Origin of the sequence: Streptococcus sanguinis (genome assembly GCA_013378335.1) — a bacterium.
Lineage (GTDB): Bacteria > Bacillota > Bacilli > Lactobacillales > Streptococcaceae > Streptococcus > Streptococcus sanguinis_I.
Genome location: CP040556.1, coordinates 995,110 through 1,021,570, shown reverse-complemented (window position 1 = coordinate 1,021,570; position 26,461 = coordinate 995,110). Strand labels below are relative to the sequence as shown.

Here is a 26,461-nt window from a genome sequence, read left to right as displayed (position 1 = left end):
TGATTTGCAGAGAATAATATATTCGGATAATTTAAACACTTTACTCCTAAACATTTCTTATCAACTATCATTCCGTGAACTTATTTTGTGTTTTCTTATATTCTTTCGATTTTTCTCCATACCAGTCCTTAACTGTGTAGCCAAATTGTTTCCGATATTGTTCGGAATATTTAAAGAGATAGTATCCTCTCAGAATGTCAATAGAAAAAACATATATAGCAAATAAAAGAATCGCAGGCACAAAAGGTGTGACAATAGCATTAATTGCTCCCCTAGTATCACTTCCTGTCGAACGATCAAATAGTGCTAAAAAAGCAGTAATTCCCGTTCCCCCTATAAAAATAAGGCCATCAGATACTTTCTCCGTAAACAAAGCTGATAAAGGAACAAATGGTTCCCGATTTTCTATAGATTCTCTTATTTTTCTAGGAACGGTTCTCATGAGATAATAGCAGACAATTACAAACAGAAATCCCGATAGAATTCCTAGAAGATTTCTTCGTGAAGCTATTGATAAAGTTAAACAAATTTCCATTATGAATATTAACAAAAGCATATAACAAAAAGTTATATATTTTAAAATCATTGGATTGTTTCTATATTTTATAGAGGAAATAATATAAATGATGTAAAACATAAGGAACATAAGAATTAAAGGTACATTGAACCAACTGAAATTTTGCGTAGTATATATAGTATCACCGCTTAATAGTACAGGAACTACTAAAGATAAAACATATAGCAAGATTGAAAACAATGCAAATCCTATGAATCTTTTATAATTTCCTTTCGTCTTTACTTTAGTTACAATATCTTCATTAACGAAAGATTGACTTTCTTCAAATGTATAATTGAATAATCTCATTTTAATATTCCTCTCCAAGCAATGGTCAAATCATTCCAATAATAAGCATACCTTGCCAATCCTTATTATTTTCTCTGTTTATTTTAACACAATATCAATCAAATAAGTATAGGGTTGTCAAAATCAAAAACGAATGATGGTCTTAGACTTGGCTTGGTCTTCATCATTCGTTTTATTCTTGTTTTACATCAAAATGTAAGCTTAGCTAATCTGAACAGTTTTCAGTTGGCCGTCAGCTCCTGTAAAGCTGATGCTTTTGCTTGCTGGATTGTAGCTGAAAGTCTCTGAGCTGACACCGTAGAGCTGAGAAAGCTCCTGCAATTTCTGGTTGAATGCTTCCTCTGTCATTCCAAAACTCGCTGCTAAGCTTGATTGACCAGCTGGATCTGCAGCTGCCGAAGCTTCTGCTGGTTTGTCAGCTTGGTTTTGAGCTGCTTCTGCAGCATCAGATTCGGAAGGTAGATTGCCATTTTGCGCAGTATCTAGAGCACTGCTGCTGGCTGGCTGACCAGAAGCAGGTTGTTCAGCCGGTGCTTTCAGAAAGCCTTTTTGCACCGCATAGGCATCTGCTGCTTGGCGCTCGGCTTCTGACAAGTCCTTCTGGTAAATATAGTGCTCGTGGTCCAGATGGGCTACCCGATAGCCTTGCTCATCCGCTCCGACCATATCCTGCAGATTAAAGTGATAGCCGTCATCGTCCCCATGCTGAGAATGAGACTCGCTTACCCCCTCAGGATGGACGAGTGACTGCTGGAAGGCCAGGATTTCCTTAAGCAGCTCTTTCTTGTCAGCAGCTCTCTGTCCAAGCTTATCAAAAAGCTGGTCCAGCTGCTGGTATTGCTGCTCACTTCCTTGATTCTTTTCCAGATACTGATGGATAGACATGAGCAGATTATAAAGCTGCTGATAAACTTCCTGATTTTCCGTATTAGCTGGCTCTTCCTTTTGCCCAGCAATGGTCCGACTCATCTGGTCCAAAAGCTTCTGACTGGCTGCCAGCAGAGCTTGCTTGTCTGAGCTGCTGCTCTTTAACTCCTTACCTAATTCCAAGATTTTAGCTGCATAATCTGACCGGCTGTTCTGGTCCTTTACTTCTCCAAGCAGTTCCTGCGCTTTTCCAAGGAAGACAAGGGCTTGAGTGCTCTTTTCGCTATCATCTGTCGTTCCAAAATCGTTATAAATGCCCTTCAAAAAGTCATAAATCATGGCCTTATAGGTCGGCTGATCTGGCTCACCCTGATCTAGCTCTGTCTTTTCAGAAGACGGAGAAGGCTGATCGCTAGCAAGGGCAGCTGCAATCTCTTTCTTAGTCTGATAGAGAGCGGGGAAAAGCTGTTGGAGATCGGTCGCTTCTATAAAGGCTTGAGACTTATAGAGAGTCAAGGTCAGCCCAGCTGCTTTTCTGCGCAGCTCAGGGCTCAAACGCCCGTCCTCTAAAGCTTGGTAGAAATAACGAATATAATCAACCGCTGTGACACCTGTCCGATCATGATAATCTTCTAAAGCGGATAGTAATTGTCCAAGCTCTGCCATTTCAGCATGATTCTGGCCAGCATAAGCATTTTGCAGACGCTGCAGCAAGTCAGCTTTCTTCATTCCATAACTATCCGTGTCAAGTCGGTTCATTCTCTCCAAAAGTCCTTGATAGGTCTTGTCTAGCTCGGTCTCTTGGATTGGCTTGACCGTCTGATCCACATGGATAAACTGCTTATCAAAGTTATCCAGACTGTTCAGATAACCAGCTGTTGAGTTACTAGGCAGCTTATTCATGGTTTCCACGAACTGCCCCAAAGCAAGCTCAATCCGCCGCTGCATAAGAGGATCATCGGCATAGAGACGCTGACTGTCTGCTTTCAGGCTTTCTACTTTTCGCAAAATAGCAGTCTCATCATAATCGCCTTGCTCATACTTAGATTGAATCTGAGGCAGACGATTTTTCAGGGCTTCTGCAGCTCCCTTGGACTGGATCTTGATATAGTGATTGTGGTCGCCATGAGGAATGACAAACTGACCATCTTCTACCTGCAGACTGTAGGGCGAAAGACCTGAGCGCAAGGCTGTTGTGTAGAGTTCATTCATGAAGTCCAGCTCTGCATTGCCCGTTACCAGAGGAATGCGAACATGCTCCTTGCGGACAGCATAGGGGTGGATATGAGTCGGATCATAGGCTTGGTCAGGGTTATTAAAGACAAAGAAGCCATTTGAGATGCGAACCGCTTCCTTGGGAACGCCATAGGTTTGGGAGATATAAGCAATCTTTTCCTCATCGCTGGCATCGCGTGAATAGCGTTCAGCGTCATTGACTGCTACAGACGGTTTTGTGGGCTGCTGCTTGGCCAAGACTTTCTCTGCTGCTTGAATCTGCTCAGCAGTCAAGTCTTTCTTGTAAAAGTAATGAGCATGATCTCCATGCGATACCATGTAGCCTTGATCGTCCTTGCCAATGACAGCCTCCGCATGAAAACCATGGTCGTGATCAGGCTGTGATGGTAGCTGAGGCTTCAAAGATTGCAGAGGATCTCCCAGCGGCTGATAGGTATAACCTATAGGAATCAAGCGGGCAATCTTCGCTTCCAAGTCTGACAGCTTGTCATAAGGAATGAAATGATGGTGATCTCCGTGGGGGATAACAATCCCATTTTCTGTCCGACGGCTGATTTTCAGCGGGTCAAACACCACTCCGTCCCCTTCATGATAGCGCTGAGATTGAGGCAGGGCATAGAGTTGCTGCAGCAGACTTGGCAAGGATGGCTTCGATGGTTGAGACGGCTGGAACGGATTGGACGGACTCGGCTGAATAACCGCTAAGCCAGGACTTGGCTGCTCAATCTTTGAATGATTTGGCAGCTGTGGAGTCGGATTTGAGACTGTTCCACCCTGATTGCCAGCACTATTCTGATTCCAAGTATTGGAAGAAGCAATCGTCCTGCCGTAGTTAGGCGGATTCACCCTTCCGCCAGCCCGTCTGCTATTCCAGTAGCTCTGAGCCGCAGCTAATTCTGCTGGCGACAGGTCGCTCTTAGGAATATAGTGAAAATGCCCGCCATGCGGCACGATAAAAGCATCGCCAGTATCCTCGATGACATCAGAGGGACTAAACGTATAACCATCATTCGTCCTATATCCCCCTTGGCCTTGATAAGAAACTCCTGCAAGATCTGCTGCCGTCTTTCCCGCAGCTAAGGACTTGCTAGGCTGGCTAAAATCGCGAGTCCTGCTTGATTTTGTAGTGAAAGAATTGCCACTATCGCCTTCTTCCTTGGTCTTATGAAGCTTCTTCTGCCGCGCAATCTCATCTACCGAGCGGACATTACTGGTATGCTTGGCATCCTTGAGGTAGAGATAATACTTCCCCTCCACCTTAATGATATAACCATCCTTGACCTCATTGACTATATCTGCTTCCTGCAGCGTGTAGTTAGGATCTCGGATAATCAACTCTTCGCTGATAATGGCATCAAAAGGCACTTTCCCATCAAAGTAATGATAATGGTCTCCATGGGAAGTGACGTAGCCCTGATCCGTGATTTTCACGACAATCTGCTCTGCTTCAATACCTTCCTCATCATTGATTTGGTCAGATGTCAAATTTTTATCCGTCTTGTCACCCGAAGTCTTATCCTCAATATAGGCTACTTTGTTATCTTTGGTCTGAGGTCGGGGCTGAGCTTGCCATTGGATAAGCCCGTAAGTTCCGAGACCAAGAGCTAATACGGCAGCTGAAGCAAGGAAATATTTCTTTTTCATGGTTTTCCTTTATCCTTTCAAATCTTTAGCTAAAACGGCTAAATTTTTTTCTAAATTTTCTAAATAAGATAGTTGATTGGCCGGGTCTGCTTCCAGAGGATTCAGCTCCTTGATTTGTACACCGGTCGCCTTGACCAAGGTTTGAGCCACTTTGGAAGAAGCATTGCTTTCCACAAAAATGGTCTTGACCTGGTGCTCCTTGACAAAGTCTTCTATTTCTGTCAGCTGGCGTGGGCTAGGCTCCTGCTCCGGTGAAATACCAGCAATGCCCAGCTGAGTCAGCCCGAAGCGCTTGGCTAGATAAGAAAAGGCTGTATGCTGGGTGACAAAGGTCTTGTTGGGCACTTTATCAAAAATCTTCTGATAGCGTTCTGTCAGCTCCTTGGCCTCTTCTTGAAATTTTCGGGCATTGGTCTGATAAGTATCCCGATGGTCACTATCCAACTCTGACAGCCTATCGGCGATAATCTGGGCTTCCTCCGAAGCCTTCTGAGGATCCAGCCAGGTATGGGGGTCATAGAGCGTCTTCTCATCCACTCCCTCTCCCGCTTGGACATCTTCTAAGCCAGCGACTCGATCCAGCTCCATACCCTGTGAAGCCTCAAGGACTTGAACCTTGGAATTCTTGAGACTAGGATTCAGCTCTCCAGCCCAGGACTCCAAAGTCCGTGAGTGATAGACAAAGACATCTGCATCATAGATGGCCGCCACGTCATTGGCTGAAGGCTCAAAATCATGAATACCACTGCTAGACTGAATCATGCGCACATCATTCTGATCGCCCGATATAGCCTTAACCATGGAGTAAATAGGATAAAAGCTGGTTACAATCCTCAATCCTTGCGACGAACTGGATGGACTGGATTCCTTTTGAGACTGACAAGCCCAGAGACACAAGGCCAGGGCCAGCAGGCTAAGACAAGCTGAGATTTTTAAAGCTCGTTTCATAATATCTCCTTAACTAATTATTAACCGGTTTATTAACTGGTTAATATCATACACTTTGTCAACTTCTTTGTCAAGTTTTTTAAGAAAATAAAGAAAAAAGGAGGTAGGATTCTTTCCCACTTCCTTTGTTTGCTTTTAATTCCAATATATCTGAACGGTTATTTATTATGACTATTCAAGTATAGAATAAGATTGGACAGATGCATTTTTCAAGCTTAACTGTATGAGATTACTTTTCAGACTGTCAAATGACAATCTGGAACTGAAAACTCCAGCTCTATATCGCCTCTGTAGTGAAACTACGGCTTTCCAGCACTTTCAGCATGGCATCGGCCGTGTCCAAGGCTGTGAAGAGGGGCACTCCGTGCTCAATAGCTGAGCTGCGGATAATTTGGCCATGCTTATCTGCTGTCCGCTTGGTTCCGACTGTGTTGATAATAGCTTGAATCTTGCTCTTGCGGATATAGGCTGGGATGTCCTTGTGATCATCACTGCCGATTTTTTCCACCAGACGGACGTGTAGGCCGTGATTTTCAAAATAAGAGGCTGTTCCCTTTGTTGCCCAGATACCATAGCCAATATTGGCAAAACGCTGAGCCAGCTGCAAGGCTTCTTCCTTGCTATCATCTGCAATAGTAAAGACGACATTTCCAAAGTTTGGCAGATGGAGATAGGAAGCCTCAAAAGCCTTGTAGAGCGCTTTTTCCAAAGTGCGGTCACTGCCCATGACTTCGCCGGTAGACTTCATCTCAGGTCCCAAAAGACTGTCAACCTTCGCTAGCTTGGTAAAGGAGAAGACCGGCGCCTTGATATGAACCATGGAACTTTCTGGATGGAGACCATCTTCATAGCCCAGCTCTGCCAAGCTTCCCCAAGAATCAAACGAGTCGCTACTTGCGCCATCGGAATATCGGTCACCTTGGACAAGAAAGGAACAGTCCGGCTGGCACGCGGATTGACCTCAATGACATAGACCTGCTCATCTTTGATGACGAACTGAATATTCATCATGCCGATACAGTTCAGTCCCAGAGCCAAACGTTTGGTATAGTCTACAATAGTATCCTTGACTTTCTGAGATAAAGTTTGTGGCGGATAAGCCGCCATTGAATCCCCTGAGTGAACCCCTGCCCGCTCAATATGCTCCATAATCCCTGGAATCAAGACCTGACGGCCATCAGAAATGGCATCCACTTCGCACTCATCCCCAACAATGTAAGAATCGACCAAAACCGGATGGTCTGGACTGGCCTTGACCGCTGTTCTCATATAAGAGCGTAGATCCGCTTCGTTTTCTACGATTTCCATGGCACGGCCACCCAAGACATAGGAAGGCCGCACCAGAACGGGGAAGCCAATCTTACGAGCAGCCTCTACTGCCTCCTCTTCATTAGTGGCCGTCTGACCTGGCGGCTGCGGAATATCCAGCTCCTTCAGAGCTTGCTCAAATAGATCCCGGTCCTCAGCTCGATCCAAGTCCGCTACTTGAGTGCCTAAAATCTTCACACCAGCCTTGGACAAAGGCTCTGCCAGATTAATGGCTGTCTGCCCGCCAAACTGAACGATAACCCCCTTAGGCTGCTCCAGCTCAATGACATTCATGACATCTTCAAAGGTCAGTGGCTCAAAATAGAGCTTGTCAGAGACAGAAAAGTCAGTCGATACAGTCTCTGGATTACTGTTCATGATAATCGCTTCATAACCAGCTGCCTGAATAGCCTTTACAGAATGAACGGTCGCATAGTCAAACTCGACCCCTTGACCGATTCGGATAGGACCTGAGCCCAGCACCAGAACTGATTCCTTTCTGGATTTGACAGATTCATTTTCAAAACCATAGGTGGAGTAGAAATATGGCGTCGCAGACTCGAACTCAGCAGCACAGGTATCCACCATCTTGTAAACTGGAACAATCTTCTGCTCCTGCCGGATGCGACGCACCTGCTCAGCTGTCATGTCCCACAAGGCAGCAATCTTAGTATCCGCAAAGCCATTTTGTTTGGCTTTCTTAAGCACATAACTATCTCCGATATGACTGCCCAGTTCCTGTTCGATTTCGTAAATGTGGAGCAGCTTATCCAGGAAAAAGACATCTATCTTGGTCAGCTCGGCAATTTCATCCGGACTGTAACCACGGCGAATAGCCTCTGAGATATAGAAAAGCCGGTCGTCTTGCGCCTTGACAATCTTCCTCATCAGCTCATCATCGCTTACTTGACTGAGAGCAGGCAGCTCGTTGTGGTCTGCACCAACTTCAAGAGAACGGCAAGCCTTGAGCAAACTCTCCTCAATATTGCGGCCGATAGCCATGACTTCACCTGTCGCCTTCATCTGGGTTCCCAGACGGCGCTCACCCTGCTCGAATTTATCAAATGGAAAGCGTGGAATTTTAGCGACCACATAGTCCAGAGCCGGCTCAAACATAGCATAGGTAGAGCCTGTTACCGGATTGATGATTTCATCCAATGTAAGCCCGACTGCGATTTTCGCCGCAAGCTTGGCAATCGGATAGCCAGTCGCCTTAGAGGCTAAAGCTGATGAGCGGGAAACCCGCGGATTGACCTCGATGACATAGTATTTGAAACTATGCGGGTCCAGAGCCAGCTGCACATTACAGCCGCCCTCAATCTTCAGCGCACGGATAATCTTGAGACTGGCGTCCCGTAGCATCTGGTATTCATAGTCTGAGATAGTCTGACTAGGTGCAAAGACGATAGAATCCCCTGTGTGGATACCAACTGGGTCAAAGTTTTCCATATTACATACGACCAGCGCATTGTCGGCGCCATCCCGCATGACTTCATATTCGATTTCCTTAAAGCCTGCTATGGAGCGCTCGATCAGACACTGAGTAACAGGAGAAAGTTTGAGGCCGTTTTCTGCGATTTCCTGCAGCTCTTCTTCATTGCTACAGATACCGCCCCCAGTTCCTCCCAGTGTAAATGCCGGACGGACAATGACTGGATAGCCGATGCCAGCCGCAAATTCCAGTGCTTCATCAACTGTATTGACAATCTCTGACTCAGGGATGGGCTGGCCTAGCTCTTCCATCAGCTGCTTGAAAAGGTCTCGGTCTTCCGCTTGGTCAATGGCCGATAACTTGGTCCCTAAGAGTTCTACTCCCAGCTCTTCTAAAAGCCCTGACTTGGATAATTCCATGGCCATATTGAGTCCGGTCTGGCCGCCCAAAGTAGGCAGAAGAGCATCTGGCCGCTCCTTACGCAATATCCTCGCAACAAACTCCAGCGTGATAGGCTCGATATAAACCCGGTCTGCAATTTCCTTGTCCGTCATGATGGTCGCTGGGTTAGAATTAACCAAGACAACACTGTAGCCCTCTTCTTTCAAAGACAGGCAGGCCTGGGTTCCAGCATAGTCAAATTCCGCTGCCTGGCCGATGACGATAGGACCAGAACCAATGACCATAATTTTCTGAATATCTTTACGTTTTGGCATAGTGCACCTCTCAATCTTGCTTCCTAGTAAGCCTGATGGGCATCCATCATTTCCATAAACTCATCAAAGAGATAGTCTGCATCATGCGGTCCCGGCGCAGCATCCGGGTGGAACTGCACAGAAAAGGCAGGATAATCCCGATGGCGCACACCTTCGACAGACTTATCATTGATTTCTTCATGAGTCACAATCAGGCATTCCGGCAAATCCTCACGGCTGACTGCATAGCCGTGATTTTGACTGGTAAAGTCAACTCGGCCTGTCGCAATCTCACGCACCGCATGGTTGAAACCACGGTGGCCGAACTTCATCTTATGCGTCTTAGCACCGTTAGCCATGGAGAAGAGCTGATGTCCCATACAGATTCCGAAAATTGGAATCTTGCCCTGAACACCACGAATCATGTCCAGAGCCTCCGGCACATCTTCCGGATTGCCCGGGCCATTTGAGAGCATGACGCCGTCAGGATTGAGCTGGAGAATTTCCTCAGCGCTGGTATCATAAGGCACCACTGTCACGCTGCAGTTGCGTTTGGCTAACTCCCGCAGGATAGAATGCTTCAAACCAAAGTCCACCAATACCACGCTGCGACCCGTTCCCGGAGCTGGATAGGCTTGCTTGGTAGAAACCTGCTTGATATTATCAGTCGGCAGAACAGTCGCCTGCAGCTGGTCTTGCAGATGCTCTATGCTATCCTCTGCATTAGCAATGGTCGCCCGCATGGTTCCATGCTGGCGGATAATCTTGGTTAGTGCCCTTGTATCAATTCCCGAAATTCCTGGTATCTTCTTGATTTTGAGGAACTCATCCAAAGACAATTGCTGGCGCCAGTTGCTGGCACGACGTGCATACTCATAGACTACCACTCCCTTACAGGTCGGCAGAATGGATTCATAGTCGTCCCGGTTGACACCATAATTTCCAACCAAAGGATAGGTAAAGGTCAAAATCTGGCCATTGTAAGACTGGTCCGTAATCGATTCCTGATAGCCTGTCATGCCTGTGTTAAAGACGATTTCCCCTGTTACAAAAAGATCCGCTCCAAAAGCTTCCCCTTCAAAAATCATGCCATTTTCTAATATTAAAAGTCTCTTTGCCATTGTTCCCTCCTGTCCAAGATGCAGACTGCCTGTCGACCCTCCACATCAAAATATAATAATAGGGAGTGGGATTGCTTCACATAGCTTCACCCACTCCCGGCCTACTGTCCGAGATTATTGACGACCTTTCAGAACTGCTTCGATAATAGCCATTCTGACAAAGACGCCGTTGGTCATTTGTTCAACGATACGTGATTTTGGCGCTTCGACCAAGTGATCCGCAATTTCTACATCACGGTTAACTGGAGCCGGATGCATCAGAATTGCTGTATCTTTCATGCGGTCATAACGCTCTTGAGTCAGACCATGCAGTCTGTGGTAATTTTCTTTAGAAAAGATGGACTCGTAGTCATGGCGCTCATGCTGCACGCGCAGGAACATCATGACATCCACTTGATCAATCACCTCATCAATGGTGACAAATTTACCATAGTCCGCAAACTCCTGGCTCCGCCATTCTTCCGGACCTGCAAAGTAGAGCTCTGCTCCCAAGCGCTTGAGAATCTGCATATTTGACTTAGCCACGCGCGAATGATCCAAGTCACCAGCAATCGCAACCTTGAGTCCTTCAAAGCGACCAAACTCTTGATAAATGGTCATCAGGTCCAGCAAGCTCTGGCTAGGATGCTGACCAGAACCGTCTCCTCCGTTTACGATAGAAGTCGTAATGGTTGGGCTTTCAACTAGCTCTTTGTAATAGTCCACCTCTGGGTGGCGAATGACACAAACATCGACGCCAAGGGCAGACATAGTCAGGATTGTGTCATACAAGGTTTCTCCTTTATTGACCGAGCTGGTCTTGACATCAAAGTCCAGAAGATCGCAGCCTAACTTCAACTCTGCTACCTCAAAGGCCTTGTGTGTCCGCGTAGAAGGTTCAAAGAAGAGGTTAGACACGATATGCTGCTCATCATAATGGACTTTAGCGCCATTTTTAAATTCGATTCCGCGTTTAATCAGCGCCATAACTTCTTCATTTGACAGAGTTTCCATAGAAACAAGGTTCTTAAGAGCGATTTGATTGGATGACATGATGTAATTCTCCTTTATGAAAGAATGAGGGCTTCCAGAGTGCTGCAAGTAAAGTCGCTCTGAGAGCAAGCTATTTTTGTACGAAAGTTAATGATTTATCGCCTAGCTCAATCCTTGGGCTCAGGCAGGACAAGATAGAGGACAATTCCCAGAATAGTTGACAAGGCAACTCCTGAGATTTGCAGACCCGACAGCTGCAAGGTCAGACCACCGATACCAGATACCAAGATGACACTGGCAATCAAGAGATTCTTTTTATTGTCAAAGTTGGTCTGTGCTTCGATCAGAATTTTGAGACCGCTCGAAGCAATTACCCCAAAGAGAGCGATGGAAATACCACCCAGCACAGGACTCGGGATGGATTGGAGCAGGGCTGAGACCTTGCCCACAAAGCTCATGACAATAGCCAGCACTGCTGCACCTGCAATGACATAGACGCTGTAGATTTTATTGAGCGCCATGACTCCGATATTCTCTCCATAGCTAGTCACGGGCGGTGCTCCGAAAAGCCCTGCAATAATCTGAGCCAGACCATCACCAGTCAAGGTCTTGTCTAGACCTGGATCCTTGAAGAAATCCTTGCCTGTCAAGCTATTCAGTACCATGACATGCCCGAAGTGTTCTGTCATGGTTACAAAGGCGATAGGCGCCATGGTTAAAATCGCACTAGGATAAAATTTCACATCGTAGTCCAAGAAAGGCAGACTCATAGGCGGAAGGTGGAACCAAGAAGCTTCCCCAACCTTGGCAAAAGACACAATTTCCTGACCAGTCACAGCCCCTAGAATCAAGCTAAAGATGTAGCCGACTATCAAGCCTAGTAAGACTGGGATAATTCCCACAATCTTCTTACCATAGATATTAAAGAGGATGACTGCCAAGAGAGTAACCATACCGATAATGAAATAGGTCAAATCATAAACCTTTTCGCCATTAGCTGCAGTCTTGTTCATCACATCGCTAACAGCTGTTCCAGCCAGGCTCAGACCGATGACCATGATGATGGGGCCAACTACTACTGGCGGCAGCACCTTGTCAATCCAAGCATTGCCAGCAAACTTAACAATCAGTGCTACAATGAAATAAACCAAACCACCGGTGATGGCTCCCTGTGCAACCGCTCCGATGCCATCAGTCTTCATCAGCATCTGCATGGCTGCGATATAAGCAAAGCTGGAACCCATGTAGGCCGGAATCTTATACTTGGTAACAGTCAGATGGGCCAGTGTCCCAAACCGCTGGAAAAGAGGGCCACCGCTGGGTCAATTCCCACCAGAATCGGTACCAAGACTGTCGCCCCGAACATGGCGAACAAGTGCTGAAAGGATAGTCCTAAAAGCAAACCTGGCTTTGGCATATCATGCACATCATACTTAACATCTTGACTCATTTAGCTTATTACTCCCCCATAATCAACACGCGATCTTGACCGTCTGTCTCAGTCACCTCAACAACAATCTCCTCAGTTTGGCTAGTCGGAATGTTCTTGCCAACATAGTCTGCCCGAATCGGCAGTTCGCGGTGACCACGGTCTACCAAGACAGCCAGACCAACTCGAGAGGGCCGTCCATGACTGACCAGATTGTCGATAGCTGCTCGGATGGTCCGGCCTGTGTAGAGAACATCGTCGATCAGGATTACTTGACGGTCGGTAATATCCACTGGAATCACTGTCGTATCTTCCTCAACCTTGATATCATCTCGGAAAGGCTTAGTGTCTATTTCTGCGACTGGAATATCAATATTCTCCAACTGAGCCAATCGCTTCTGAATCCGGTGTGCCAAGTGAACCCCGCGGGTCTTAATGCCAGCCAAGACTACTTGGTTCAAGTCCTTGTTGCGCTCGATGATTTCATAGGTAATCCGCGTAATCGCACGGTTCATGGTAATGTCATCGACAACTTCTTTTATTTTCATTCTTTCCTCCTCAAACAACAGAAAAAGTCTCCTCATACAAGGAGACTTCAGAAAAATCTAGTCAGGCAAACTAAAACAAGACGCACTTGCTTACACTCCACCCATCTTTTTACTTGCTCCTTGTCTATCTCTCTGGATAGAATTAAAGGATTATTTAATTTTTTTATACTATATCACAATTTCAAAACTATTTCAAGAAAAAATTGTATTTTTTCTGCTCAACTGGATAAGGATTAGTGATTAGCTTCTTTCTCTTCTTGTTCCTTATCTTTTGAATCCTTTTGATTTTCTTTGCCTTCTGCTTGAGCTGACTCAGATTTTAATGCAGGATTTTCAGCAGTTGGTGCTTCTTCTGATGATGGTTTAGAAGAGTTTTCTAGTTTCTCAGCTTGATTGTTTAACTCTGCTTCAGAAGATCCAGCAGCATGCTCGCTATCATTTGAAGCTCCTTGGCCGCTTGCTTCAGATAAGGCTGGCTTATCGGATGCTGGCTTCCCTTGGACACCTGCCTTATTAGGCTCACTTTGCTTAGGCTCTTCCTTCTTTTCGTTCTTTGCATCGGCCGGCTTATTATTGTCAATGCTGCCACCCTGAACATCTGGGAAATGCTGCGCCAAGGCTTTCGGAATTTTATTTTCATTCAATTCAAGCTCTTCTTTAGGGATGTGATTGTCGCTGACATTGATATAAGTCACCGTTTTATTTGGTTCCTGCAACGCTAAGGTATTGATTTTATTCTTGTTGACAGCAAGATTGTCTAAAGACCTAAACTGATTAATTCCTTCCAAATTTTTCAGCTCATTTTCAGCCAAGTTTAAATTCTTCAAGGAAGACTGAGCGGCTGGAATGTCCAAAGATGTAATCTTATTTTGACTTGCGGACAAAGTTACTAAATTTTTAGCAGCTTCAACTCCTACCAGCGAAGTCAGACGATTGCCATTTAGGCTTAGAGTTGTCAGATTTGGATTAGACTTCAAGAAGTTCAAGTTATCAACATTGGAATTGTCAGCTGTTAATTCTTCCAGATGGGAAGCTTTGAGGGTATTGAGATTTAAGTTTGGGTTGTTGGATAAGAAAAGCCTTGTTAAATCTTCTTTTTGGCTCAGAGCAGAAATATCGTGCAGCTGATTGTGCTCTAAACTTACCGCTTTTAATTTTGAAAGCTTGGTCAAAGCAGAAATATCTGAGATATTGTTGTAGTCAAGGTTCAATGACTCCAGATTTTTCAGCTTCGCCAAAGGTGAGATATCGGTAAGGTCATTTCCCGCTGCTGCCACTGTTTTGAGGTTCGGATAATCTTTCAAAAAAGATAAATCAGTGATGCCATTCTGGGAAATGTCCAAGCCTTCCAAGTTCGGAATCTCTTTTAAGAAATCATAGTTGGTAACGCCCGTCTTTGTCATCCACAGCTGTTTTAAATGTTTAAATTGCAGCACTGGTCTGATGTCCTTTATCGGAGTAAAGCCAATTCCCAGAACTTCAATATTCGGCATCAGTTCCAAGCCTTTTCTTTCCAGCGGATCTTTGCGCTGGCCGATATTTAGATACTTCACAGTTGCCAGCCAGGCTTTCATCTTTTCCGTATCCGTCTCATCTGATGGGAATGGGGTATCTGCCGTAGCATGTAAAATATCCTCAATGATTTCATCATCAAATCCTAGAGCTTTCAAGGTTGCCATACCAACTGCGTCATGAGCATGCGGATTTCCATGAGGGTCAAAAGGCTTGCTCGGATCAATCTCACTGACCAAAGTCGAATGGCTATGATCACCATGTGGATAGATAAATACCTTTCCTTTATCTGTATCGCTCACCTGAATCAGACTTTCATCGATTCCTAATTGCTGAGCCAAATAGGCCTTTTTCTTGGCAATTTCTTCTTCCTCGTTTGATGGGCTAGGCTCAGGATCAGGCGTCGGAGCTGGTGCTGGCGACGGTTCTGGTGAAGGCTGTGCTTGCACTTGCCGGCCATAGTAGGCATCCTCAGCAGCTTTCTTATGTTTCGCTGGAATCAATGACTCCCAAGGTGAAGCAATCAGCTGCTCATAGGGGATGAAATGAGTATGACCATTATGATCTGCCAGCAAGCCAGTGGCCAACTTGCCGGTTACTCCGGTACCTTTAAATAAGAATCCATCACTTGTAGGATAATCAATCCCAGCAAACTGGCGTTTAGTTGTCCCTTGCTGCTGGGGAACAGACGGTCTAAGCGTTGGCTGATAAACAGGTCCGGTAGTATTGCTAGACGGCGTTGGACGATAGCTCGGTGCTTGTGCAAGATTACCAACAGACTGTTTCAAAATGTAATGGAAATGATCCCCGTGGCGCACAACATAGCCGTATTGGTCTTCTGAAACAATGTCTCTAGGATTAAAAACATAGCCATCATCAGCAATGCTCATTTGATTTGCCAGCTGAGGGGAGTCTGCAGGCACTTGCCCATCTTTTGGTATCAGATAGGCCCATTTACTATTCTTTAGGTCAGAATAAAAAATAAAGTGCGTATGGCCATCATGCTCTAAAATCAAACCTTCACTAGTTCTAGCTTTAATTTGAGACTCGCTTTTGAAGAGAAAACCATCATCCGTCGGCTTATCAACACCAGGAACTTGTCCTTTTTTGGTCGCCTTGCTTTTCTTCTTCACTTCTTGCTTGGTCTTCACCTTTTCTTGACTGCTTTCCTGTTGAGACGGCTGAGACTGACAAGCCGCCAAGCAAAGATTACAAGCAAGAATGATTCCTGCTAGACCTAACAGTTTCTGATTGTGTTTCATTTTTTCCCCCTGTTTGTTTAACCAGTTAATAATTAACTAGTTAACTATATCATACAAATCTGATATTGGCAAGAAAAAATCGAAGCAATATAAAAAAAAACAGAGCAAATCTGTTTTTCATCTACAAGTACATGTCTCTAAGAAGTCTTCTTCTTTGAGAAAGAGATGGATTTTATCCCGTAAAAGATAAAACCAAAGATAAGATAGGCCGCAAAGATAATCAGACACATCTGGATGACATAGGGCCAGCCTTTCTTAAAGACATTGAGGAAAAAGTAAGGAAATGGATTATCCTTGGATCTTGGAATATCTATTTTCAAGAAAAAGCCATTAAAGAGAGCAAAGGCCATGTAGACCAAAGGCACACTTGTCCAAGAAATCGGATCAAACCAGCGGTACTGACGCGATTTGTCAAAGATTACTGTATCCAGAAGAAACGCCAAGGGTACTATATAATGACATAAAAAATTCTCTAGGCGGTAAAAATCTGTCGCAATTGGGGCTAGCAAGAGGTGATAAACGACACAAGTAATCATGATGGACATGGTCACCCCGCCCTTGATTCGCAAGATTTTCGGAGCCTTCCAAGCATCGCCAGGTCTCATCATCAGATAGACAAGATAGCCCGTAAAGAGCAGGACCAAGAGATTGGACAGAACCGTATAGTACATGAGCATGCCCACGCCATACTTAGTGATTTCCAGATACACACCCAAAAAGGCGAGAATAAAAAGAATAATTCGATAAATTAAGATAAAACGACGATTCATAGAGACCTCAAATTTTCTTAACAAACTCTGACTTGAGCTTCATCGCACCGAAGCCGTCAATCTTACAGTCAATATTATGGTCGCCTTCCACGATGCGGATATTTTTCACGCGCGTTCCCTGCTTGAGATCCTTGGGTGCTCCTTTGACCTTCAGATCCTTAATCAAGGTAACTGTGTCCCCATCAGTCAGCTTATTGCCATTAGCATCAATCGCTACAGGTCCTTCTTCTGCTTCTTGGACCTCAGCTGGATTCCACTCATAGGCACACTCTGGGCAGACCAAGAGCGTTCCATCTTCGTAAACATACTCTGAATTACATTTGGGGCAGTTTGGTAAGTTGTTCATTTTTTCTCCATTTCTAGTCAAGGCTGCTAAATTTCCATACCAGCCTTCTCTATATGATTAAGCTCTTCTTTCATTTTTCAAGTCCAGCAGAACACTAATCGATGTGAAGGTCAACTAAATTCTAAAAATCTAGTTTACTCCTATTTCCACACCTTTCTAGTATAAGCTATTTTAAGGATTTTGACAAATCTCTTTTAGGATTTCCTACAGGTCTTGACCTTTCTGCAAAAACAGTGTACTATACTAGTGTATATACAGATAAAAAGGAGTCGCTATGAAACCAAAATCTAAAAATCAGTTTATGACACTGACCGCTTTTTTGACTGCACTAGCTATTGTTATCCCGCTGGTTATGCCAATTAAAATTGTCATTCCGCCCGCTTCCTTCACCTTAGCCAGCCATGTCGCTATCTTTTTGGCTATGTTTATCTCCCCTCTCATGACGGTGATTGTCGTGATTGGTTCTGCTATTGGGTTTGGAATGTCCGGACTTCCTTTTATCATCACGCTCAGAGCCCTATCCCACTTGCTCTTCGCTAGCATCGGCGCTCTTTATCTGCAAAAGCACCCGGACACACTGGACAGCCAGAAGAAGACTTGGATATTTAATTTCCTACTGGCCTTGATTCATGCCTTTGGCGAAGCGGTCGTCTGCATCCTCTTTTACACGACTTCTGCCTATCCAGCTAATGCTTTCTATATCTTATTTGGTCTGGTTGGACTTGGTACGGTCATCCATAGCATGGTCGACTTTGTCATTGCTAAATTCATCTATCAAGCACTGAAAAAGATTCGCTAGAGCTTGAAGATTCCTGACTTTTGGTTTACAATGAAACCATGACCAAGCAAAGACGAGAAGAACTATTAGACCTTTTGAAAACATCATCTACTGCCCTCAATGGCCAGTCACTGGCGGAACATTTTCATGTGACTAGGCAGATTATTGTGCAAGATATCGCCCTCTTGCGGGCAGACGGCGCACCCATCCTCTCAACCAACCGTGGCTATCTTTATAAAGACCGCCAAGAAAGCACTGCTGTTCATCAGCTATTCAAGGTTCAGCATAGGGCTGAGGATATGGAAGCTGAGCTGCTGGCTATCGTGGATAATGGCGGACGCGTACAGACTATTTTGATTGAGCACCCGGTTTACGGCGAAATCCAGACTTACCTGAAGCTGACCTGCCGCCGCGATGTCCAACATTTTCTCCAACAGGTCGCATCCTGTGCCTTTCGCCCCTTATCTGAGCTAACAGATGGAGTCCACTATCACCTAGTACAAGCCGACTCCCAGCAGGATTTGGACTATGTAGAAGCCGCCTTGAGAGACCTAGGATTTTTACAAGAATAAAGAACAAAAAAAGACTGATTAGGCCCCAACCTAGTCAGTCTTTTTAGTACATACTCTTGCGCCAACCACCTTCTATGCGCTCGTGATAGTAATATTCAGATAATTCCTCATCTTCCATCATACGCAGAAGTTCAAGCATATCGTAAGCCAAGTCCAGCTGTGGCAGGCTATCCTTGTCTACCCAAGAAATCTCACCCTCTTCAGTCGAGTGAATCTGACCAGAAAATTCGGTTGCTTTGTAACAAAAGACGATGTAGCGAACCCCTTCATCCGTATGCCAGTTCTTAACTCCGACCAATTTCGGATGACTAATAGTCAAACCCGTTTCCTCTAAAATCTCACGGACAACTGAATCATGGAGAGACTCACCCTTCTCAATATGCCCACCTGTTCTTAAGTTAATGTAATTTAATGCAGTTAATCTAGATAGTGATTATTAATCATTCTTCTTATCGATTTAATAATGCACTGGAACGATGTCTAATATCAGGATAAATAAATCCTTCATCTACTCCAATTAAAGACAATTCGTTCTGAATAACTTTCTTCTTATCATTTGGAATCACAATATGAGAATATTCTTTATCTCCTATCCTTATTGACATTGCTTTTTCTATAATTGAATTATGAATTTCTTTTTTAATGTCGTCAAATGCTTTACTAATATCTGCATTAGTAAAGCGCGGATATATAAACGCCCCTTGTTGCTGTCTTAATCGATCTGTTCTTTTTGATGATAGCATAATATGTGCATCTGTTAAATCTTCATATATTCTAACAGGATATCTCAATTTTTCACTTAATTTCGCTCTTTGGTTAATTAGTTCTAAAAATTCTTCAAGTATCTGCTGAAGAGCATTTCTCAAAACTTTATTTGAATCACTAGAATCTAAATCATTAACTTCCGCACAAAATGCATCATATTCATCTTTCTTTAAAATTACCTCTAATGGTATTCCAAAAAAAATCCACTGATTTTCATTCTTTAGTTCTAAAAAATCCGACCAAAGACATGCTTCATCTAATAATTCATTGATGCTTTCATAAAGAAAATATCTATTTCTACCATTTTTATAGCGAATTAAACCATCTCTGTCACCTAAATTTGCAATTAGCTTACTCATAATGATTATGAAAGTATTTATTTTCTCTTGAGAAATAAGATTTAGAGCACTTTTTATAGCTACAGTATGACCAGTATCAAATTTTTCATGATTAATTTCTTCACCGAATATGTAAATATGGCCATCTGATTCATAGTCTTCTGTATTTTTCTGTACACCATTGTTTTCCTCAGTTGCAAAATATAAAGCAACTAACGGATTTGAAGAAATATCAAGCATTCTTGTTTTAGCTTCATAGTGTTGCAATTCAGACAATAATTGAAATAATGAAAAGCTATCACTATAATCAGCTCTACCTAACTCATTAATTAATGAACGGTAATAAAACTCCGATCCTTGCCTTACTAATTTTTCACTATGTTCATGCGTATAAAAATTTGGCAATCGCAGTGGATAATATTGCTTTTCCCCTCGATAATAGAAATTATATTTTGTTTGAGCTTCTCTCGTCCCTTCAATAATACAATTCAGAAATTCAGTAACCGATTCTACCTTAAAAGGTTTATCCATTTGTCTTTGCATCTAATTTCCTCTCCATTAGAATAGCTATAATAAATTCATTATAACACATTTTCTAACAGAAAGAGACTCAAAAATCCTCTTCTGATTTTTTTATAAATGATACTAAATAGCTCCAAGTGATCCACGACAACTCTTTCAACATTTTTTTATTTCTTTGGTTACTGGTCTTACTATTATTAGTAGGAATGCTGTCGAAAATTCTTATTCATATCCTATTTCTATTGCATGATAAACAACTGCTAGAAAGAACTCAAAAACAGTGATAAAAGTATAAAGCTATTTTTAAAATGCAGACGGAAATCTCGAACCGAAACAAGCATTTCTAGAAGGAAAAATGGTTTAACCTCCCCCCAAAAAATGCAACAATAGCAATTCATAGTGAAATCATCACAGCCATCTACCTTTCTATCTTTGCACTTCAGACACAAAAAGAAACACTTTTTAGTACATACTCTTGCGCCAACCACCTTCGATGTGCTCGTGATAGTAATATTCGGATAATTCCTCATCTTCCATCATACGCAGAAGTTCAAGCATATCGTAAGCCAAGTCCAGCTGTGGCAGGCTATCCTTTTCTACCCAAGAAATCTCTCCCTCTTCTGTCGAATGAATCTGACCAGAGAATTCAGTCGCTTTGTAGCAAAAGACGATGTAGCGAACCCCTTCATCCGTATGCCAGTTCTTAACTCCGACCAGTTTTGGATGACTAATAGTCAAACCCGTTTCCTCTAAAATCTCACGGACAACCGCATCATGGAGAGACTCGCCCTTCTCAATATGCCCACCAGGAAAGGCATATCCAGACCAACGATAGCGCTCAGGAGAGCGATATTGCATTAGAAGTTGACCGCGCGACACATCTTCAACAAGGCAGATATTTGTTAGGATTGTTTCTTGGGAACGTGACATGGATTCACTCGCTTTCTAAGTTTTTAAAACGTATCTTCGTTATATTTCACTTCTGACTTCATGACAAAGGGATTAATCAATTCATGATGTTCATAGGTACTATGGACCAAAAAACCTCTGACAATGATGATTTCTTTATCTTGTATATGATAGTCTATATTGATAGGCATGGCTGGATTCGGAATGATTGACAAAGCAAAGAATGCCAAAACCAAAGATAAAGTGCTACTAGTGCACTGAATAATTCAAAAATGAGGTGATACCAATGAAAATCTCTTGTCCTAAAAAAGACTATCCAAGAATGGATAAAAAAGGTCAAACAAAGAATAAAAAACCAGCTATTCCACAAAACCGGAGTAAAGGATAGACCAAAAGCTAACAAAATCAAATGAAGAATGACAAAGGTTAGCAAGGCCAGATAGAGTGTTTTAAATGAAAATAACTTAGAGAGATTTTCTTTGGTCATGTTTTTTCCTCTTTATTTCATTATATTTCAAAATCAACATCGTCAACGCTGGTATAAAGAAAAAGATTAGATAGGTAGCAATCGGAAACCAAACATAGCGAGAATCCAAACTGATTAGAGGTGGTGCAAAATGTTTTCCATCTTTTGATCGAATTCCTATAAAATAATGGATTAAGAAAACCGGCCCGTTCAGATAAAGAAATGCTTCCGCTAAAATCTTCAGAGAAGTAAATCCTTCTTTTCTCAAGCTACCAAATCGAGAATAATAAGGAATAAGCACCAAGAGGAGCAAGTTTACACATAAAGGACTAATATAATTAAAATGACGAAGTGGAGCAGGAATGCTCTCATTACCAAAAGTTAAATATCCCACACCAATCGCAACAACTATTAAGACTAAAAATTTAAAAAAGCTTCTACTACCCGATGTTTTTCCAACCAAAGACTAAACTTATTCCCCTGAACTTTTACTTTTCTTTTATTTTTCTTTTTCTTTTTCTTTTTGGTCTTACTTCTCATTCACCAACTCCACAATCTTCTGGAAAGTCTTGCCATTTCGGATAGTTAGTTGCTTATAGAAACTGGACTTGAGCAGTTTTTTATGGTAGTTGGACTTGAGATAGTCCGCTTGGTCAGCATTGCTATAAAAGAAAGCCGTCTGCCCAAAGTGCAGTTGCTCCTTGTCATTTGCCCAACTGCCAGCCAGCTCTTGAACACTCTCCCTATCTGTCTCCGGCAGATAAAAGAGAACATCTCGCCGAAAAGCTGTTTCATCCTTCCACCAAGCAGGAAGATTGGCTGTTTCTTTTTCAAGCATGGCAGAGCTGACAAGGACAAAAGGCAGAGGAAAATCGTAAGACCGACTGAAATAAGCCGACAATATCTCCCGAATCCTATCCTCCTGCTCCTCGCTATCAAAGAAAAGATTGCCACTATTGATGTAGGAAACTGGATTTTCAAAACCCAACCCAGCCAAATCCTTCTTCAAATCAGCCATAACGACCTTGTTTTTTCCGCCGACATTGATGCCGCGGAGTAAAAGTGCATAACGCATGTGTGCTCCTTTTATCTATTCAGTAAGGCTAAAATAGTAAGTTATATCTGATGATATTCTATTACTTCTCTTTTGAACTTTGTTCATCGCTTCTAAACTCCACTGAGCCTAATTGTGTAATATCAATCCTCTTCACAAAAGGAAATACGGCAAATATAGAACTAGTCAACAAAAATGCTAAATCAATCCAAGTTAGTTCAATTTTACAAATTTTACAAATTAACCATATAGCAAATATAATTAATGCTAGAATTGGGCTTATGAATTTCAATCTATTAAAAGCTTCTCTTAAGCTTTTCTTATTTTCATAATTTTCAGCAGTAGAATTTCGTCTTAACAAATCTTCATAAGTTGGTAAATCTGTCTCTTTGAAAGTAAATTTGGACTTGTGCTCATCATCCTCTTCTTGAAATAGTCTATTAACTGTAAATGGTACTTGATCCTCATTGCTTTTTAAAACATAATAAACTGGGACGTCCATACCATTAGTCTGAATAAGTTGTTTAATTCTACTATTAAAGCCAGACAATTGTTGTTGGTTAAAGGAGTCCGCTTTACTCATTTTTAATTCGAAAATGGCAATAATTTCTTTTGTATCTTCTTTTATAATTGCGAAATCAGTTCTAAAATTTCCAAGTTTACATTCTGGTATCACATTTTTTTCCGAATATTGTTGCAATAACTGTTTCTTAAATTCATTGGCAAACTCTTTTTCAAACCCTACTATGTTAGTTTTATTAGACATCATTATCTCACTTTCCAAATTTTTTTCTCAACATTCTCAATTATAGTACAATAGTTATAATTCTGAACAAATATAAATTCCTGCTCATCCATAGATAAGTTCTCATTATCACGATTTCATAAACATATTATCCATAACCTTGGTTATCTGAATTTATTTAAATTATTATTACATACATCCCTCAATCCATCGCCTTTATTTCCAGAATCATATCGCGGATTTGCGCAGCCAGCTCGAAGTCCAGAAGTCCGGCAGCTTCTTGCATTTGACCTTCTAGTTTCTTAATCATGTCCTTGCGCTCTTGCTTGTTGAGGCTTTCGATTTCGACAGTTTCTTCCTTGTCTGGTAGGGCAGCCTTGGTCACGCTGATCAGATCGCGGATTTCTTTCTTGATGGTCTGCGGTACAATGCCATGCTCTTCATTATAAGCCATCTGGATTGCCCGCCGGCGGGCAGTTTCATCAATAGCGCGCTGCATGGACTGAGTCATGGTGTCAGCATACATAATCACATGACCCTCGCTGTTGCGGGCTGCCCGGCCGATGGTCTGAATCAGGCCACGCTCGTTACGGAGGAAACCTTCCTTGTCAGCATCAAGAATTGCCACCAGACTAACCTCCGGCACGTCAATTCCCTCGCGCAGCAAGTTAATCCCAACCAGAACGTCAAAGACACCCAAGCGCAAGTCACGGATAATCTCGGTCCGTTCCAAAGTCTTGATGTCCGAGTGCATGTACTTGACCTTGACACCCATTTCCTTGAAGTAGTCCGTCAAATCTTCCGCCATCTTCTTGGTCAAGGTTGTGATAAAGGTCCGCTCATTCTTCTCTGCACGCGCAGTAATTTCGCCTAAGAGATCATCAATCTGCCCCATAGTTGGGCGGACTTCCACTTCTGGATCGAGAAGCCCTGTCGGCCGGATAATCTGCTCAATAACAGTATCCGTCTGTTCATTTTCATAGTCGCCCGGCGTAGCCGATACATAGACAATCTGGTGAACATGGCTCTCAAATTCTTCTCGGCGCAGCGGACGGTTGTCCAAGGCAGACGGCAGGCGGAAACCATAATTGACCAGCATCTCCTTGCGAGAGCGGTCGCCATTGTACATGCCCCGAATCTGTCCCATGGTCATGTGACTCTCGTCAATCATAATCAAGAAGTCATCAGGGAAAAAATCCAGAAGGGTATAAGGCGGCTCTCCTTCGCTTCGACCATCCATATGGCGAGAATAGTTCTCAACACCGTTAGTATAGCCCATTTCGCGCAGCATTTCGATATCGTACTCTGTGCGCTGCTTCAAGCGCTGAGCTTCCAGAAGCTTGCCTTCCTTCTCAAAGATAGCAAGCTGCTCCTCCAGCTCAGCCTGAATCTTGGCAATGGCTACTTCCATGTGATCTTCATTGGTCACGAAGTGAGTTGCTGGGAAGATGGCCAAATGGTCCACCTCACCCAAAACTCGACCTGTCAAGGCTTCGACCTCACGAATCCGGTCAATCTCATCTCCGAAAAACTCCACCCGAAAGGCATGCTCATCCCGAGAAGCTGGGAAAATCTCCACCACATCGCCACGAACCCGGAATTTCCCCCGCTGAAAGTCAATGTCATTGCGCTCAAACTGGATATCTACCAAGTCATTGAGCAACTTGTCACGGGAAATCTCTAGTCCAGGACGCAGGCTAACCACGCTATCAGAGTATTCCTTAGGTGAACCCAGACCGTAGATACACGAGACCGAAGCCACGACAATCACGTCGTTGCGCTCCAAGAGGGCTGATGTCGCTGAGTGACGGAGCTTATCAATCTCGTCATTGACTGAGCTATCCTTTTCAATATAGGTATCGCTGGAAGGCACATAGGCCTCAGGCTGGTAGTAATCATAGTAGGAAACGAAGTATTCCACCGCGTTATTGGGGAAGAACTCCTTGAACTCACCATAAAGCTGGCCGGCCAGCGTTTTATTATGGGCAATAACCAGAGTCGGCTTGTTGACTCGAGAAATCACCTGACTCATGGTATAGGTCTTACCAGTACCAGTCGCCCCCATGAGAATCTGAGCTTTCTCGCCTCCCTCGATATTGTCCACCAGCTGCTCAATAGCCTGAGGCTGGTCACCAGAAGGCTCGTACTTGGAAACCAATTCAAATTTATTATCTGTTATTCTGTTAATCATCTTTTATTCCTTAAATTGTGCTTCTATCATTTTACCATATTTGCCCTATTTTCTCTGGATTTGGGTGTAGGTAGAATGGCCACGTTTCTACCATTGTCTGTCTCTTGTCACACCTCTCGTTAAAAGACATAAAAAAGGCCCAGCTCAACTGGGCGAAATACTTATTTCTTAAACATCAGCGCCTGAGGCAGGCGATTTTCTTTTTTGAGTGACCAGTAAAGATAGGCAATGCAGCCAATCAAGACGATACTGGCAAAAATAGATCCTTCAGCACCAAAAGCCCCACCGGATAGCAAATCCACAGAAGATTGTGAGCTGTAGTTCAAGATTGAGGTAGATGCTCCTTGGCCACTGACCTGAATACCATAGATATTTCCTTGCACAAAATTCCAAGCGCCGTGCATGCCAGCCAGTACCCACATATTGTCATACTTGAGCATAAGGAAACAAGCAAAGATACCGTCTAGTATGATATTGACAATAGAAAGAATGCTCACACCAGGGTTAAAAAGGTGCAGAGCCCCGAATAGAGCGCTAGAAATCAAGATACCAATGAAGATATTTGACTTAGCGCTAACTGCTGGAAAGAGCCAACCACGCGTCACTAGCTCTTCTGTCCCACCTTGGAGAATCCAGAAAGGAATGATAGCTAGGACGAAAATAAAATCTTGTAAGCTAACCTGACCTAATTTCAGACTGCCTGTCCCCGTAACCAAGAGCAAGACCACAACCATTGAAAACTGAACTGCTCCAATAAGGAAGCCTTTGAGGAGATTTTTGAACCAGTCTTGTTTATAGAATCCCAAACTAGAAAAAGGACGCTTCTCACGATACCGAACCCAGAGGAAGACTGCTAGGGCGATAAAAAAGAAACCAGCTAGCTGAAAAAAGACCGTATAGGGACCAATCACCGCCATTGCTTCTTTCGGATCAACTGTCGGATTTGCAAAACCAATCAAGAGTCCGATAATTATTCCAATCGGTAACATTCCAATAAAACTTAAAATCCCACCTCCATAAACAAAACCAAGAGCAATCAAGATAGCCAACCAAATCGGCGGAATATAACGCGATTGCTTGATAGCATCCAACATACGAGATTTAAACATATACACATTCCTTTCCTTGTTTGAATTTATTATAGCATATTATTTTAGGATGGGCAA

The 26,461-nt window shown here is 43.3% G+C and carries 17 protein-coding genes and 5 pseudogenes; 2 read left to right on the top strand and 20 right to left on the bottom strand.

Going from position 1 to position 26,461, the window contains the following annotated elements:
- Positions 1-67: 67 nt before the first annotated feature.
- From FFV08_05440 to FFV08_05390, 11 genes and pseudogenes are all read right to left on the bottom strand, one after another.
- Entirely contained in the window at positions 68-865 is a 798-nt protein-coding gene (locus FFV08_05440; GenBank protein ID QLB52127.1) for a hypothetical protein, read from the bottom strand.
- A 201-nt stretch (positions 866-1,066) separates the two neighbouring features.
- Complete coding sequence (locus FFV08_05435) at positions 1,067-4,612, bottom strand: pneumococcal-type histidine triad protein (GenBank protein QLB52126.1); 3,546 nt, start codon at positions 4,610-4,612, stop codon at positions 1,067-1,069.
- A 9-nt stretch (positions 4,613-4,621) separates the two neighbouring features.
- Positions 4,622-5,560, bottom strand: coding sequence for an adhesion protein (locus FFV08_05430; protein ID QLB52125.1), 939 nt, complete (start codon positions 5,558-5,560; stop codon positions 4,622-4,624).
- Positions 5,561-5,837: 277 nt separating this feature from the next.
- Positions 5,838-9,016: pseudogene (gene carB, locus FFV08_05425) on the bottom strand (carbamoyl-phosphate synthase large subunit).
- A 23-nt stretch (positions 9,017-9,039) separates the two neighbouring features.
- Positions 9,040-10,116 (bottom strand): glutamine-hydrolyzing carbamoyl-phosphate synthase small subunit, encoded by a 1,077-nt coding sequence (gene carA / locus FFV08_05420; protein QLB52124.1) that lies wholly within the window; start codon positions 10,114-10,116, stop codon positions 9,040-9,042.
- 114 nt (positions 10,117-10,230) lie between these two features.
- The gene (locus FFV08_05415) at positions 10,231-11,148 is read right to left on the bottom strand and encodes an aspartate carbamoyltransferase catalytic subunit (GenBank protein ID QLB52123.1); all 918 of its coding nucleotides are present in this window, start codon (positions 11,146-11,148) and stop codon (positions 10,231-10,233) included.
- A gap of 107 nt (positions 11,149-11,255) precedes the next feature.
- A pseudogene (locus FFV08_05410) lies at positions 11,256-12,538 on the bottom strand (uracil permease).
- Positions 12,539-12,546: 8 nt separating this feature from the next.
- Positions 12,547-13,065 carry a bifunctional pyr operon transcriptional regulator/uracil phosphoribosyltransferase PyrR gene (gene pyrR, locus FFV08_05405; GenBank protein QLB52122.1) on the bottom strand — a complete coding sequence of 173 codons (519 nt, stop codon included), beginning with the start codon at positions 13,063-13,065 and terminating at the stop codon, positions 12,547-12,549.
- 233 nt (positions 13,066-13,298) lie between these two features.
- Complete coding sequence (locus FFV08_05400; GenBank protein QLB52121.1) at positions 13,299-15,839, bottom strand: pneumococcal-type histidine triad protein; 2,541 nt, start codon at positions 15,837-15,839, stop codon at positions 13,299-13,301.
- A 137-nt stretch (positions 15,840-15,976) separates the two neighbouring features.
- Complete coding sequence (locus tag FFV08_05395; protein ID QLB52120.1) at positions 15,977-16,609, bottom strand: hypothetical protein; 633 nt, start codon at positions 16,607-16,609, stop codon at positions 15,977-15,979.
- Between the two features lie 7 nt (positions 16,610-16,616).
- Complete coding sequence (locus FFV08_05390) at positions 16,617-16,955, bottom strand: alkylphosphonate utilization protein (GenBank protein ID QLB52119.1); 339 nt, start codon at positions 16,953-16,955, stop codon at positions 16,617-16,619.
- A 274-nt stretch (positions 16,956-17,229) separates the two neighbouring features.
- Here FFV08_05390 and FFV08_05385 point away from each other — a divergent pair, with 274 nt between their 5' ends.
- Together FFV08_05385 and FFV08_05380 are read left to right on the top strand one after the other, a co-directional pair.
- Positions 17,230-17,754 carry a hypothetical protein gene (locus FFV08_05385; GenBank protein QLB52118.1) on the top strand — a complete coding sequence of 175 codons (525 nt, stop codon included), beginning with the start codon at positions 17,230-17,232 and terminating at the stop codon, positions 17,752-17,754.
- A 38-nt stretch (positions 17,755-17,792) separates the two neighbouring features.
- Positions 17,793-18,305, top strand: a complete 513-nt coding sequence (locus FFV08_05380; GenBank protein ID QLB53274.1) for a transcription repressor NadR — start codon at positions 17,793-17,795, stop codon at positions 18,303-18,305.
- A gap of 43 nt (positions 18,306-18,348) precedes the next feature.
- Here the strand turns inward: FFV08_05380 and FFV08_05375 are convergent.
- The 9 genes and pseudogenes from FFV08_05375 to FFV08_05335 all read right to left on the bottom strand — a co-directional run bounded on the left by FFV08_05375 (position 18,349) and on the right by FFV08_05335 (position 26,404).
- Positions 18,349-18,693 (bottom strand): annotated as a pseudogene (locus FFV08_05375) (8-oxo-dGTP diphosphatase).
- 61 nt (positions 18,694-18,754) lie between these two features.
- Positions 18,755-19,951, bottom strand: coding sequence for an FRG domain-containing protein (locus FFV08_05370; GenBank protein QLB52117.1), 1,197 nt, complete (start codon positions 19,949-19,951; stop codon positions 18,755-18,757).
- A gap of 441 nt (positions 19,952-20,392) precedes the next feature.
- Positions 20,393-20,860, bottom strand: a complete 468-nt coding sequence (locus FFV08_05365; GenBank protein QLB52116.1) for an 8-oxo-dGTP diphosphatase — start codon at positions 20,858-20,860, stop codon at positions 20,393-20,395.
- Between the two features lie 23 nt (positions 20,861-20,883).
- Positions 20,884-21,326, bottom strand: a pseudogene (locus FFV08_05360) (hypothetical protein).
- Positions 21,304-21,845 (bottom strand): annotated as a pseudogene (locus FFV08_05355) (hypothetical protein). The pseudogenes FFV08_05360 and FFV08_05355 overlap by 23 nt, the downstream one beginning before the upstream one ends.
- On the bottom strand, positions 21,835-22,380 hold the full coding sequence (locus tag FFV08_05350) for a DUF1697 domain-containing protein (GenBank protein QLB52115.1): 546 nt from the start codon (positions 22,378-22,380) through the stop codon (positions 21,835-21,837). Before FFV08_05350 ends, FFV08_05355 begins: the two are co-directional and overlap by 11 nt.
- A 61-nt stretch (positions 22,381-22,441) precedes the next feature.
- Complete coding sequence (locus tag FFV08_05345) at positions 22,442-23,128, bottom strand: hypothetical protein (GenBank protein QLB52114.1); 687 nt, start codon at positions 23,126-23,128, stop codon at positions 22,442-22,444.
- 178 nt (positions 23,129-23,306) lie between these two features.
- The gene (gene uvrB / locus FFV08_05340) at positions 23,307-25,295 is read right to left on the bottom strand and encodes an excinuclease ABC subunit B (GenBank protein QLB52113.1); all 1,989 of its coding nucleotides are present in this window, start codon (positions 25,293-25,295) and stop codon (positions 23,307-23,309) included.
- Positions 25,296-25,456: 161 nt separating this feature from the next.
- Positions 25,457-26,404, bottom strand: a complete 948-nt coding sequence (locus FFV08_05335; protein ID QLB52112.1) for a CPBP family intramembrane metalloprotease — start codon at positions 26,402-26,404, stop codon at positions 25,457-25,459.
- Positions 26,405-26,461 lie beyond the last annotated feature (57 nt).